A 14,457-nucleotide genomic window follows, 5' to 3' on the forward strand; every position below is an offset into this window, starting at 1 on the left:
GAGCTGACTTGTCCGGACGAAGGATGCTGATATTTCAATGCTATTCAATGTGCCAAGAAAACAACAAGGTCTGGGAATCCGTACAGACCTTGTTGTTTCGCTGAATGCTAGCCATTCCCCACCACCTTCGGCGGTATCAACTTATACACCACCGGCGTTACAATCCTCGATAACAAGGTAGAACTGATCAATCCCCCGATCAAAACAATCGCCAGCGGCGCGATCAGCGGGTTGTTGGAAATCGCGATCGGCGTAAGCCCGCCAATAGCTGTCAATGAAGTCAGCACAATTGGAAGAAACCGCACTTCCCCCGCTTCACGTATCGCTTCGTCCAGCGTACGGCCCTGTTCGCGCAGCTGATTGGTGAAATCCACCAGCAGGATCGTATTTTTTACTTCTATTCCCGCCAATGCGATCAGGCCGATAATCGCCACGAACGACAACGAATTGCCCGTGATCCACAACGCCAGCGCCGCGCCCACGATACCCAGCGGTATCACGGAGAGGATAATGAGCGTGCTTTTGAAGGTCTTGAACTCCAGGATCAGCACGGCAATGAACAAAAATATCGTCACGATGATGATGTTCTGGAACCCGCCAAACGACTGTTTCCTCGATTCTACTTCGCCGCCCATTTCATAATCATAACCCGTTGGCAGCTTCATCACATCCATTTTCGCGATCACTTCGTTGATCACCCTGTCTGCCAGGAAACCATGCCGCACAAAGGCTTTCACTGCCACTACGCGGCGTTTTTCCTGGTGGTTGATGTTCACCGGCGATGTTTCCATCTTCAGTTCAGCCACTTGTGAAAGAGGAATGGCCTTGCCCTGGAGGTTGTTGATGTAGAGGTTGCGAAACACGTCGAGCGTGGGCCTTCCTTCACGCGCACGGGTTAGCAGGATATTGTATTCGTTGCTGTTTTTGTCGGTGTATTTGCCCAGCGTCAGCCCGGCCACGGCAAGCCTTACCGTACGGTCTATCTGCACGAACGGAATGCCCAGCTGCTGCGCTTTTTCCGGTATAATGCCCACACGGATGTCGCTTTTGTTGAGGTCCACCGGGTTGTCTACGTACATGGTGCCCGCGGTTTTCCTTAACATCGTTTCCACGTTCGCAGCCAGGTGACGCAAAGTATCCAGGTCGTCGCCGAAAAGCCTTACTTCAACCGGGGCGGCCACTGGCGGGCCCTGCTCGAAATCTTTCACCTCCACCTTCGCGCCGGGGAATGGCGTCCAGGCTTTACGGAGACTTTCCATGATCTCGGCTTTCCGTGACGGATTGGTATGCTCGTCCAGCTGCACGAACACCTGCGCGAATTCGGTTTGTTCGTTGCGCGGGATCACATTGTAATAGATACGCGGATTGCCCTTGCCGACGTTGCTGGAGAAATATTTTACGTCCTTTTCCCGCTCAAGCCTTTTTTCGATCTGCCGCACAATGCCGTTCGTATACCCCAACTTCGACTGCGGCGGCGCTTCCACGTTGATCAAAAATTGCGGCTTCTCGGAATTGGGGAACAAACTGAAACCGATCAGCTGAAACACCACCAGCGAGCCCGCGAAAATGATCACCGTGATCACGATGGTGAGCACCGGGCGTTGCAGCGCTTTGTCCAGGAACCGTGCATAACTGCCATGGATCAGCTTTTTGAGCGCGCGCATGAAAATATTGCCGTCCGGGTGACCGGTATGATGTTTTAATATTTTACTGGTCATGAACGGGATGATGGTGAGCGAAACAAACATGCTCGCCAGCACGCAGAATATCACGGCCAGCGGCAGGCTGCGGATAAAATCGCCCGCGCCTTCGGGCATGAACACCAGCGGCATAAAAGCAATGATCAGCGTTACGGTACAGCCCACCACGGCCATGCCGATCTGTTTGGTGGCTTTCAGCGTGGCTTCCAGCGCACTGTGACCTTCCAGCATCCACCGCTCGATGTTTTCCACCACCACGATGCTGTCGTCTACCAGCAGGCCGAGCGCCACCACAAGCCCTACAATGCTGAGCTGGTTGAGGTTGTAGCCGAACAGCTGCAATAAAATGATGCCGATGGAAAGGCTCAGGGGGATGGAGATCATCACGATGATGGCCTGCCGGTAACCCAGCGGCAGCAACGTAATGGCCACGAGGCCGATGGCGAAGATGAAGTCCATGCCAAGACTGCCCAGCCTACGGTTTACATTATCTGCCTGGTCGAAATGCTGCACCATGTCGATGTTGGCGGGAAGGGTTTTGCGGAACTGCTCAAGTACGGGCTTGTAGAGCTCCTGCGTTTTGGTGATGTTCTCGCCCTCTTTCTGCGCGGCCGCCACAAACACGCAGCGGTAGCCGTTCAGGCGCGTCTGGTAACTTTCGTCGGCGTAACCGTAATACACTTTGGCAATGTCTTTCAGGAAAATATTCCTGCCGCCGCCGGTATATACGATGGTATTTTGTATTTCATCGAGACTATGGAAGTTCCCGCTGGTCTTGATGTTGAACGTGCGGTTCCCCGCTTCCACGGCGCCGCCGGGAATGCTGAGCGTTTCGTTTTGCAGGCTGGAGATCACATTGTTGACGGGCAGGTTCATCTGCGCCATTTTTTCGAGGTCGAGCTCGGCGCGCACCTGCTGTTCGGGCAGGCCAAAGATCTCCACGTTTTTCAGCGGCGTGATCCTTTCCAGTTGCTCCTGTAACTTGTCTGCATAGAATTTCAGCCTGTTGCGGGGCGCGTTCTCTGAGATCAGCGCCAGTTGCAGCACGTTTACGTCCGACGGCTGGAACTTTTCCACTTCGATGAAAAGATTGTCCTGCGGCAGATCGCGGCGTTTGTTGTTCACCACGCGCACTACTTCCTGGTATTTGTCTTCAACGTTGCTGTTGTATTTGTATTCGATACGGAACACGGCCAGCCCGTCGCGGATGGAGGTACGGATGCGCAGCACGTTTTCCATGCCGCTGAATTCTTTTTCCAGCGGGTCTACGATGAGTTCTTCCATGTCTTTCGGGCTGGTGCCGGGGTATACCGCCACTACGGAATAAGTAGGGGCGTGCATTTCCGGGTCTTCCGAGCGCGGCATGTTGAGAATGGTGGTGATGCCGAGCGCAATGATCATGATGAAGATCACGAGGGTAAACTGGTAGTTCTTTACGGCGTAATTGGATATTTTCATGGCGGCGGTTTATGGAATGATGCGGATGCGGCTGCTGTCCGTCAAATAGGCGCTGCCGGAAATAATAAGCTGCTGGGCGTTTTCGAGGCCCGCGCTGATGAGCACATGGTCTTTTTCGATGCCGGCGACGGTTACCGGTATTTTATGCGCGGTTTTGCCGTCGTTGGTGACGAACACGAAACCGTTGCTGCCATCGCCGTCCAGCAGCGCGTCGTAGGGAATGGACCAGCCGGATGCCCCGCCGTTGTTTTGTGCGCTGGTGCTGATGCTGGCTTTGCCGAACATGCCGAACGCGATGCTGGAAGGTTTTTGACCGGTCAGTTTAATATCTACGGTAAATGCGCCCGTTGCAGGATCGATACCCTCGCCACGGCGGGAAACAATGCCGGTAAAGGTTTTCCCGGGCACCGATTCTACTTCCACGCTGGCTTTATCGCCCAGCTGTATCGCGGCCCATTCGCGGTTGCTTACGGCCACACGCAGCAGCCATGCGCCGGATTGCGCGCCGTTGGTCTGCACCACGGGCGTGCCGGGCTGCACCATTTGCCCTTCGGCGGCCAGTTTCCGTAAGACGAACCCGTTACCAGGCGCGGAGATCACGCTGTGACTGCGGTTGAACTGCGCCGTGCGCAACTGCTGAGCGGCCATTTCTTTGGCGGTTTGCGCGTTCTGTAATTGTTCGAGCGTGGCCACGCTGTCGTTGTACAGGTTGGTGGCGCGCCGATGGTCCCTGCCGGCTTTTTCGAAGGCAAGCTGCGCCTGCTGCACGGCGGCGTCTATTTCGGTGGTGTTCAGCGTAGCGATGGTCTGCCCACGGCGGATGGCGTCGCCTTCTTTTACGAGTATGCGCTGGATGATACCGCCGGTTTTGAAGGACAGCAGTACTTCATCGTCTGTGGTGAACATGCCCGACACGGGAATGTTGCCGCCGGCGGGCTTCGCGGAAAGCGGCAGCAGTTTTACGGGTATCGCGTCCTGCGTGGGAATGCCGGAGGCGGTGGACTGGTCGCCGCATGCGCTCAGCAGGGCGGGGGCCGCTAAAAGAAGAAAAAGGTAAGATTTCATATGGAATGCGTTTATCCGGTGCTGTGGTTAGTTGTTAACGGTTGAAACAAGCGGGTAGGAGGCCTGCGCCCGCTCGATATCTGCCTGCGAGATCTGCACCTGCGCCCATGCCTGCAGCAGCTGCAAACGGGCATTGGTGAGCTGGTTCTGCGCATCGAGCAGCTCGATGTAAAGCAGCTGGCCTTCTTTGTATACTTTGAACTGGTCGCGGTAATATTTTTCGGCGAGTTGCAGCTGTGTGCGGGCGCTGCCGAAATTAGCCGCGGCGCTGCGGTGGTTATTGGCGGAGCGGTCCAGCTCCAGCTGTATGCCCTGCTGCGTTTCATTGTAAGCCGTCTGCGCGATCGCCGCGTCCGCGCTGGCCTGCTGGATGCGGTATTTGCGCTGGCCGCCGGTGAACAGGTCCCACTGCAGGTTCAGGCCCCAGAGATAATAACGGGTGTCTTTATTAAAAGCGAAATTAAATCCCTGCGAACCGAGATCGAGAAAGGTGCTCACTTTGGGCGTGAAAGCGGAGCGTTCTTTTTTTTCGGCGAGCAATGCCATCCTGCGGCTGGATTCCAGCTGCACGAGCTCTTCGCGCTGCTGCGGGCCGGTGGCGGGAAGAGCGGCGTCAGGGTTGAGGATGGCGCTGTCCAGCACGATGGAATCCTGCAACCCGCGGTTGAGCAGGAAATTAAAATAGGCTTTTGCGTTCAACCGGTTGTTCTGCGCCTGCTCGATAGCGGCTTCCACGCGCTGCTGTTCAGTTTGCGCGCGGGTGAGGGCGGTGTTGTTGCGAATGCCGTTGTCCAGCATGCTTTTGTTCACGCGGATATTTTCCATTACCAGCTGCAGGGCGTTGCGGTAGATGTCTACGGCGCGCGTAGCCTGGAAGTATTGATAGTAGGCCGTTTTGATGTCTTTTACCAGCTGGCGTTTATACACGTTTACGATGGCCTGCTGCCGGGTGATGTCTTCCTGCCGGATCTTTTTGGCGTACCAGATCTCGGTGTTCACCAGCGGGAGGGAGGCGCGCACTTTGGCGTCGTAGAAGTTGTCCGGCGAAAGTTGTATGGATTGGTTCTCCAGCTGCGGGAACTTCTGGCTTTGCGTCAGCTGGTTCAGCGTGGCGTACACGGGGTTGAGCATGTCGCCGGTGGGAATGTCTATCGTACGGCCGCCGCCGGCTTTGGTGTAGGTGCTGATCACGCTGGCGGTAGGCATAAAATAGGCGCGGGCTTCCTGGAGGGCCATCATGCTTCGTTCCAGCTGGAAATTCTGCCGGGCGATGGCCTGGTTGCGGCTGAACCCTTCCTGGATGTACGCGTCCAGCCGGCTTTCCTGGGCAAAAATGCCGCCGGGCAGTCCGATAAACACAATAAGGTTAATGACCTTTGATAACATAATGAACGGTGTTTAGTAGTGTGCCTTAAAAAAAGCAATCCGGAGATTGCGTGTTGGAGAAGAACGGATGAAGCGTTATGCCTTGATCGTTCTTAAAAATTCTTTGATCGAAAGATGGATCATGTTGCTCACCTGGTCGTCTGACAGCTGCATGACCTTAAACCGGCAACGCACCTGCAGCGACACGAGGCCGTGGCCCATCGACCAGATGGAGAGCGCCGCCACGCGCGGGTCTGAATACCGCAGCAGGCCTTTTTCCATACATTCCCCGATCGTATCGGTGAGGTAGTTGAAACAGGCGTCCCCATTGTCCCAGTCGCCTTTTTCCTCCGCCGTGTTCATCGGCGCGCGGATAATGAACATCAGGTCGTAGAGGTCCGGATGTTTGATACCGAAGTTCACGTACGAGTAAGCGATCTGCTCCAGTCTTTTCCAGGGGCTGCGGCTGGTGGCTTCCCGCTGGAAGGTTTCCAGCATTTTGGAAAAGGCCTCTTTCTGCACGGCGTAGAGCAGCTCGTCTTTGTCTTTGTAATACAGGTAAATGGTGCCCGGGCTGTATTCGATCCTGTCCGCAATGTTGCGGATGGAAGTTTTTTCATACCCGTCTTCCACGAACATCCGCAAAGCCGCATCGATGATGAGCTTCTTCATTTCCTGCTTCTCTCTTTCTTTTCTGTCGGATATACCCATTCGGTATTTTGTTTACGATGCAAATATACTGAACGGTGTTCAGAAAATCCAAATTTATTTTTTCCGGCTATCTTTAAACATGATCAGACCCGCCACGCCCGGAGATGCAGCCGCCGCCATCCGGCTTTTGTTCCTCGCCATGGAAGAAATAGCCCTCAAACTCACGGGATTAAACGATCCGCAGCTTGCCCTCCCCATATTCGAAGCCCTTTTCCGGCAAACCGGCAACCAGTATAGTTACGAGAACGCGCTGTTGTACGAGGATGAAAGTGGCGTTGGCGGCCTCATTATCGCTTACGACGGCGGAAAGCTGGACCAGCTCCGGAAACCCGTACTCGACTATATCGAACAGCAGCGTGGTCACCGCTTTCAGCCCGAAGACGAAACCGGCCCCGGCGAATATTACCTGGACAGCATCGCCGTTTCCCCCGCCAGCCAGGGCAAAGGCATCGGCAGGCAGCTAATACTGGCCGCCATGGAAAAAGGAAAAAGGGAAGGTCTTGGTTTTGCGGGTCTGCTGGTGCACGCGGAGAACCTCAACGCACAACAGGTGTACGAACGGCTTGGGTTCGGGGTAGTGAAGACGGTTGAATTCTCAGGCGGATTTTATTATCATTTACAGAAGGTCTTGTAGTATTCTGATGCCTGTTTCTATGATGTTAGATATTTTCGTAGTTTCTTAGGTATTTATCAAATTTTGCCCAGTCAATTTTAATGCTGTTCCTTTTCTCTCTGCCTGTTGGTTGATATGCAAATGCTCCATGGGAGATGTGGATAGTGCCCAGCAATTTTCCATCCTTTTTGACTTTGAAAGAGGCGTCGGCTTTGGTTAGTTCGGTAGAGGGCAGTTTGTTAAAAGGCACGTCTTCTCAAGAACCCATTTGATTGTTGTATGCATAGAATAATCTTGTTTTTGCTGGCTGTAAGCCTCTCCGGAAGCCTTTCCGCGCAAACCGCCGATTCCGTCCGCATTAAGCCCATCCCGCGGCTGCTCAGCTGGAACGCCCCGCTGGCGGACATCCGCGTGCGCTCAGACAATTCATTTACCATGAAAGCCGGAAAGGGCACCGATCTGTATTCGTTCGTAGACGGTAGTTTTTATGTGCACCAGGTGCCGCTGCTGCTGTTCAGGCCCGATACCGCGTTTATTTTCTCCGCCCGCATACAACCGCAGTTCAAAGCGTTGTACGATGGCGCGGCCATCATTCTCTACACCGATTCTTCCAACTGGGCCAAACTGCTGCTCGAAAAAATGGACGGCGGCGGCGTGTCCATCGGCTCTTCCGTGGTAAAACAACGCGCAACCGACGATAACTACCACCGCAGCGTTCCCGCCGGGGAATTGTACCTGAAAGCCGTTCGCAGCGGAAAGATCTACTGTTTTTATTGTTCTGCCGACGGCAAAAACTGGGAACTGCTGCGCACTTTCACACTGGCCGATTCGGCAGACCTGCGGATCGGTTTTTATGTACAATCGCCTAAAGGCGAAGGGATTACGGTAGAGGTGAGCGACCTGCGGTACCGCGCGGAGCCCTTCAAAAACTTCTTCACCGGCGAATAGCCGTCCCGCAAAATCGTTTCAGTACAGCGGCTTTCTCAATACCGCTTATGATGGATAATTGTCCGTTCAACACCCATTCGGCAACCATATCGCCTCCTGCCGTTTTCCTGCTAAACCCCGCTAAAACGCGTTATAACACTGTTTCGGCCGGAATGGCCGTCAATGCTGAATTGCAACCGCTTGCCACCCATCCATTTAATTCCATCCTTCCTTGCCTATTGTTTAATTTGCGGGCGAATGATAAATGGTCTTTTGACGTCAAACAAAGCATGAGGAAAAATATATTACGCTTATTAGCTGGATTTCTGTGCCTGAGCGTACAGTCGATGGCCCAGGATAACAACCGGGCGCAGGCGGAGATCCTTGGTAAATTATTGGACGATAAGAGCGGCAAACCCGTAGAATACGCTTCAGTAGCTCTTTTGAAAGCGACGGACAGTTCCATCGTGACCGGGATGCTCTCCAAGGGCAACGGCGACTTCAGTTTCCCGAACATCGCTCCCGGAAATTATATTCTCAAAGTTTATTTTATCGGTTATCAGACCTACTTCCGGGCGGTAAATGTAAAAAGCCGTTCGGATGTTGGCAATATCAAGCTCAAGACCGCCGCCACCGCGCTGAAAGGCGTGGAAGTAGTGGGAGAGAAGCCCGCGTTTACGATGGAAATAGACAAACGTGTGTTTAACGTGGAAAAAAACCTTGCCAGCATAGGCGGCACCGCTACCGACGTGCTCAGGCAGGTGCCTTCCGTGAACGTGGACATAGACGGCAACGTATCCGTGCGCAACGGCAGTCCTACCATTTTTATCGATGGCCGGCCCAGCACGCTTACGCTTGACCAGATACCGGCAGACGCCATCGCCAACGTGGAAGTGGTAACCAATCCCTCCGCCAAATACGACGCGGAAGGCATGAGCGGCATCCTGAACATCGTGCTGAAAAAGAACCGCCGTGCGGGCATCAACGGCCTCATCCAGGGCGGTTATTCCACCACCAAAAGCTCCAACGCCGGCGTAGACCTCAACGCGCGCCAGGGCAAGATCAACCTGTTCCTGAACTACCAGTTGAGAGACCGCCGCTCGCCCATGACGCAGCATATGCTGCGCAAAAACTGGGAAAACGGCGATACCACGTATCTCGATCAATACCAGGACGGCGAATTCGGCCGCAGGTTCCAGAACGGCCGCATAGGCTTCGACTGGTTCATCGACAACCGCAACACCATTACGCTTTCGCAGGGCATTACCGGCGGCGATTTCAATAACCTGAACAGCCAGACCGTGTACGACCTCGACGAACATAAAACCCGCCTGCGTTACGGCACCGGCATCAACGACAGCAAAAACAAATTCCGCAACTACGCCACGCAGCTGGGCTACAAACGCACCTTCGCCAAAGAAGGCCGCGAGCTCACGGCGGACCTTACCTATAACCGTTCGAACAATAGCGGCAACAGCGATTATTCGCTGCAGTATTACAATATGGACGGCACGCCGAGCAATTCGCCGAACCAGCCGGAGCTGCGTTACGGGAACAGCAGCGGCAACACCACCTATCTCACCGGCCAGGTGGATTTCGTGAACCCGATCAATGAAAAAACGAAGATAGAGGCGGGCCTGCGCGCCAACAGCCGCACTTTCAACAACGTGCTCAATACATTCGGTAAAGATTTTGCGACGGGCGAGTTCAGATACGATTCTTCCCTGTCTAACAACTACCACTACACGGAGCAGATCAACGCGGCGTACGTGAGTTATACCGGCGGTTTCGGCAACTTCGGTTTCCAGACGGGTTTGCGCGCGGAGCAATCGTTTTACACCGGTGAAATGAAAAACATCAAAGGCGCCAATTACGAGATCGATTACCCGATCAGCCTGTTCCCGAGCGTATTCCTGACGCAGAAGTTTAAAGGCGATCACGAGCTGCAGCTGAATTACAGCCGCCGCATCCAGCGCCCCTGGTTCCGCGACCTGCTGCCGAACATCGAATACAACGCCAATTCCGGCCGCAGGGGCAACCCCGCGCTGATGCCGGAGTTCACCAACAGCTTCGAGCTTTCTTACCTGAAAGATTTCGACCGCAAAGTGAACGTGCTGGCTTCGCTGTATTTCCGCAATACCAACAATGCCATCACCGATTTCTCCATCGACACCACGCTGAACCTGGACGGGCAGGAACGCAAAGTGGTGCTGCGCTACCCCATCAACGCGGACGTGCGCAATTCCTACGGCGCCGAGCTGACGGTGCGCACGCAGGTGACCAAAACATGGGACATCACGGCCAACGTGAACCTGCAACAGACCGAGATCAGCGCCGCCAACCTGGACAATTCGGGTTTCACCTGGTTCGGTAAAGTGAACAGCAACACCAAGCTGCCGTGGAACCTCACGCTGCAGGTCACCGGCGAATATGAAGGCCGCCGTATTGAACCGCAGGGAGAAGAGGCGCCGGAATACCAGGTAGACATGGCGGTGAAAAAAGACTTCTTCAAGAAAAAGAATTTCTCCGTGGCCCTCGGCCTGAACGATATTTTCAACACGGACCGTGACCTCAGCTGGACCACCACTTCGTTCTCCGATTCGGAACGTTACCGCAAACGCGTGAGCCGCGAGCTGCGCCTCAACGTGAGCTGGCGTTTCGGTAAAATGGACGCCAACATCTTCAAAAAGAAAAGAAGTAACGACGAAGGCGGCGGTGGCGGCGATATGGGGGGAGACGGTTTTTAGGATATTCCGGTCATCATGCTATTTAAAAAACGAGGGAACGTGTAATGCGTTCCCTTTTTCGTGCTTAATATTCTCCGTCCAGCTCGTACCAGCGGACGCCGGAAAGGGTAACATTTTTGTGTTATAAATTCCCGATACTACTGCTCTTTAGCTTCATTATCAGTTTAATAACGCGATAATTTCTTTTGATTTACGGTTGCCAGCGATATATTTGCTTCGTATTCTTAACCCGGATATCATCTACTATGCGTGAGAAAAATCAAGAATAAAGACGGATTCCCTGTGCCTGATACCTACTGAACCGTGTGAACCCGATCCCGAACCGGATTTATTGTCTATAACAGCCTCCTTATGCCTATCAAGTTTGGTGCAGTGTTATGCTGCATGCTGATAACCCTCACTGCGAATGCGCAGCAGCTACAGCGGGCTTTGCCGCCGGCTGATTCCGCCGGAAATATACCCATTGCGGCCAATCCGTTGATGCGCAGGATCATCATGGATTCGCTGAACCGGTACAAAGACCGGCTGAAAGGCCAGCCGGGGATTTCCCGGCCCGAAGGCCCTGCTGCCGTGCTGAACGGTCTCAATGAACCCGTAAAGCAGCAATTCCTTTCATACATACAGAAAACGTCGGGCCCGGAAAAGGCGAAGCAGCTGAAAGAAGGTTTCAGCGTGCTGAAAGATACCGCGCGCATGCAGCAATTCGTGGATGAAAAGCTCCGCGGCTTTTACGCGTTGTTCAAAGATGATCCTAATTTTTCCAAACTGGCGCTACCGGGCAAAATTGAGAACAAATTCTCCGGCGCCAAGGCCGAAACCAGTTTCGGAGATACCACCGGCAATGGTTCGGGCTGGTGGAGCAATGTGAACGTGCAGGACCGCTTCAGTGCGGGCAGTATCCCCGTAAACCTTCAATACGCCAACGTATCGGGGTATAGCCGGGTGGATACCCGGCTGGAAGACGACAATCTTGTAAAATTCAATTTCGACAAGGAAGCCTACCTCAAAAAGATCGATGCGCATGTAAAAAAGAATTACGATCTGAAAAAGTATTTTCTCGACGATATCGATTTCCGCGGGCAGCTGCAATCTTTTGTAAGCGCAAAGATGAAATCTTTCGACCAGCTGGGCGACAGTCTTTCAGGGATGGTGAAACCCGAACAGGTGATCTACCTGGACAGCATCCAGCTGCGCAACGTGCTGAACGAAAACGCGCTGAAGGAGCCGGCGCGCCGTATGGCAGATAGTTCGCTGGACAAATACATGGGCCGCCTGATGGACCTGAAAAAAGAACTGGGCGGCGGCCTGGAGATCAAAGACATGCTCAACAGCCAGCATACCGTACGCAACAACCTCGGTAAATGGATCAACGATCCCGCGTCTACTGCCCGCATGGCGCAGGACCTGGTGCCGATGAGCGGCCTGCAGCGGTTCTTCATGAAAGTAAAAGACCTCAATCTTGGCAATATCGCCGCCAACGCCAGCAAAGGCACCGTGTCTGACCTGTTCATGACCGGTATGGCGGGCTCGTTGCTGAGCAAAAATAATTACCTGATGACCGCCATCGGTAAAACGCGCGAGATCCGCGCGATGGATGCCGGTCTTGACGCTACGATGAACGCCCCCGCCAAAAGCCTGCAATTCGTGCGTTTGGGCAAGGGAGATCTTGGCAACGGGCATTCCCATTTGTCTGTGCTCAACGCCAATTCCCGCAACGAGCCGGGCCGCGCGCCAAACGTAAGGGCGCTGATGCAGAACACTTTCGTAGGCGCCGTTTCAAAACAGATCAGCCTGGGCGAATACGGTCAAATAGCGGCCGAACTTTCCAAATCTGCCAACCGGACCGGTGGAGCCGGCCCTTCCGCCGATCACGCGGCCATGACCAAAGCCGCCGTAGCGAACTTTTTCGACGATTTTTTCGTGACCCTTTCCACCGGCGTCAGCTACACCGGTTCCGTGCGCGAATGGGGCACCACGCATAAGGTATATTTCAATTATTCGGGCCTTGGTTACAACAACCCCGGCAATCCTTACGCCCGCCGCGGCATGATCCAGTACGGGCTGAACCTGAAACGCAGCTGGCTGAAGAACAGGGCTGTGGTGCAATTGCGTACCGACGTGAAAAACATGGAACGCTCCGCTGTAAGCGGCAGCCAATGGAAGAATTACAACTTTTCCCTCGACGGCCGTTACCGCCTCAGCCGCAAACTCACGCTCAGCGGCAGGTTGATGCAAAGCCAGATGAACACCGTGAGCGACAAATACAGCGATGCCGTTTTCACCAACCGCAAGATCTCTTTTTCTTCTTCCTGGAACGGCAAAACCGGCCGCCTGCCCTTCTTTAACCAGGCTTCGCTGGGATTGCAGCAGATGCATTACATCACCGCAGCGGAACCGGTGAAAAGTTTATTTGTGAACACGCAGGTAAGCCATACCATTCCTGTCAACGGCAAAATGATCGCAGCCACCATTTTTTACAACCGCGACCTGAAAAATGCGGCCGTTTACAGCAACCTGTTGAATATGGACGCGGGTTATCATTATACTTTGCTCAAGATCCTGCAATGTGGCAGCAGTCTGACGTTCCTCGACAACAAAGACGTGGTGCGGCAGATCGGCGTGAGGCAGCAGGCTTCGGCGCAGCTGCTGAAGCGATGGAACGTGAACCTGAGCGTGGATGCGCGCAAGGACCTGGTCACGTCCGCGCAGAATTACCTGTACGGCAACTTCAGAACGGAGTTGTCTTTACATTACCAGTTGAACTAATTGCATATGAAGAGATATTTTTTCACCCTTGCCGTGTTGTTGCTGCCATTTTTTTCGATGGCGCAGCTGAGCGTGACGTTTATGCCCGAAACGCAGGGCCGCACGCTGGAAGGATTGATGATGGCGAGGATCATGAATGGTGAAACGCAGCGCCGCCCGGTATTTATGGTGATAAGAGTAACGGAAGCCACGGCGGGTCTTATCACGGAAGGGCGCACCGCGTCTTTCGACGTGAACCCGGGCCTGAACAGCATACCGCCTTCCGCGGCTTACAACATGTCGTGGACCTTCGGCCAGCATGCCGCGGCCACCGTGCTTCGCCAGAGCCATTATTTTACGGAAGGGGAATATGAATACTGTTATGAACTGTATGAAAATGACGGCAACAAACCCGGCGCGCTTGCCGGCGAACAATGTTTCAACTACCTGCTTGAACCATTCAGTCCGCTGATGCTTACGGAGCCGTACGACGGCGACCAGATCTGCGAAAAACGGCCTACGTTGTTCTGGCAGCCGATGCTGCCAGCCATTCCCGGCATGATGTACCGGCTTTCGCTGGTGGAAGTGAAGCCGGGGCAGGCGAAAGCCGAAGCGCTGCATTACAACATGCCCGTTATCCAGCAGATCAATATTCCGACGCCCATGCTTTTTTACCCGCCGCTGAGCCGCGAGCTGGAGGAGGGGAAACGGTACGCCTGGCAGGTGCTGGCCACGAGGAACGAGATGATACTCGGGCGTTCGGAGATATGGGACTTTGAAGTGAAATGCCTGGACAGCACCGCCAAAAAACCGGCGGAAAGTTTCCGGAATATCGAAGACCTGGCGCGGGGGAATTTTTATATCGCGGAGGGAGACATTCGTTTCGCGGTACACAATTCTTATGACAAGGCTGCATTAAGCTATACTATTCAATGCATCACCAAACCTGAGGAAAAACCGGAAAAGCTGCCGAAGGTGCAGCTGAACCGCGGGCGCAACGAGGTGATCATTGACCTGAGGGATAGCAGGGGATTTACGGACGGGTATTATTACATCCTGAATCTAAAGCTGCCAAACGGAGAATCGCGGTCGCTGAGATTTATGTACAAAGAAGAAGTTGAATAAC

Annotated in this window: 9 protein-coding genes; 5 read left to right on the forward strand and 4 right to left on the reverse strand. The window is 53.9% G+C overall.

Annotated features, from left to right (window positions below; genetic code table 11):
• Window positions 1-107: 107 nt before the first annotated feature.
• The 4 genes from J7I43_RS17665 to J7I43_RS17680 all read right to left on the reverse strand — a co-directional run bounded on the left by J7I43_RS17665 (window position 108) and on the right by J7I43_RS17680 (window position 6,299).
• The gene (locus J7I43_RS17665; RefSeq protein ID WP_209147179.1) at window positions 108-3,158 is read right to left on the reverse strand and encodes an efflux RND transporter permease subunit; all 3,051 of its coding nucleotides are present in this window, start codon (window positions 3,156-3,158) and stop codon (window positions 108-110) included.
• A gap of 9 nt (window positions 3,159-3,167) precedes the next feature.
• The gene (locus J7I43_RS17670; protein WP_209147180.1) at window positions 3,168-4,223 is read right to left on the reverse strand and encodes an efflux RND transporter periplasmic adaptor subunit; all 1,056 of its coding nucleotides are present in this window, start codon (window positions 4,221-4,223) and stop codon (window positions 3,168-3,170) included.
• 27 nt (window positions 4,224-4,250) lie between these two features.
• Window positions 4,251-5,609, reverse strand: a complete 1,359-nt coding sequence (locus tag J7I43_RS17675; protein ID WP_209147181.1) for a TolC family protein — start codon at window positions 5,607-5,609, stop codon at window positions 4,251-4,253.
• A gap of 75 nt (window positions 5,610-5,684) precedes the next feature.
• On the reverse strand, window positions 5,685-6,299 hold the full coding sequence (locus J7I43_RS17680) for a TetR/AcrR family transcriptional regulator (RefSeq protein WP_209147182.1): 615 nt from the start codon (window positions 6,297-6,299) through the stop codon (window positions 5,685-5,687).
• A gap of 79 nt (window positions 6,300-6,378) precedes the next feature.
• On the opposite strand from J7I43_RS17680, the gene J7I43_RS17685 reads away from it, so the two are divergent.
• From J7I43_RS17685 to J7I43_RS17705, 5 genes are all read left to right on the forward strand, one after another.
• A complete protein-coding gene (locus tag J7I43_RS17685) occupies window positions 6,379-6,933 on the forward strand; it encodes a GNAT family N-acetyltransferase (RefSeq protein WP_209147183.1) in 555 nt (184 codons plus the stop codon).
• Between the two features lie 258 nt (window positions 6,934-7,191).
• Complete coding sequence (locus J7I43_RS17690) at window positions 7,192-7,860, forward strand: DUF1349 domain-containing protein (protein ID WP_209147184.1); 669 nt, start codon at window positions 7,192-7,194, stop codon at window positions 7,858-7,860.
• 326 nt (window positions 7,861-8,186) lie between these two features.
• Window positions 8,187-10,586: an outer membrane beta-barrel family protein gene (locus J7I43_RS17695; protein WP_209147185.1), complete on the forward strand. Its 2,400-nt coding sequence runs from the start codon at window positions 8,187-8,189 to the stop codon at window positions 10,584-10,586.
• 351 nt (window positions 10,587-10,937) lie between these two features.
• Entirely contained in the window at window positions 10,938-13,352 is a 2,415-nt protein-coding gene (locus J7I43_RS17700) for a hypothetical protein (RefSeq protein ID WP_209147186.1), read from the forward strand.
• Between the two features lie 6 nt (window positions 13,353-13,358).
• Window positions 13,359-14,456, forward strand: a complete 1,098-nt coding sequence (locus tag J7I43_RS17705; RefSeq protein WP_209147187.1) for a hypothetical protein — start codon at window positions 13,359-13,361, stop codon at window positions 14,454-14,456.
• Window position 14,457: the final 1 nt, after the last annotated feature.

It is taken from the genome of Chitinophaga chungangae, assembly GCF_017742215.1.
In the GTDB taxonomy this organism is placed as follows: Bacteria; Bacteroidota; Bacteroidia; order Chitinophagales; family Chitinophagaceae; genus Chitinophaga; species Chitinophaga chungangae.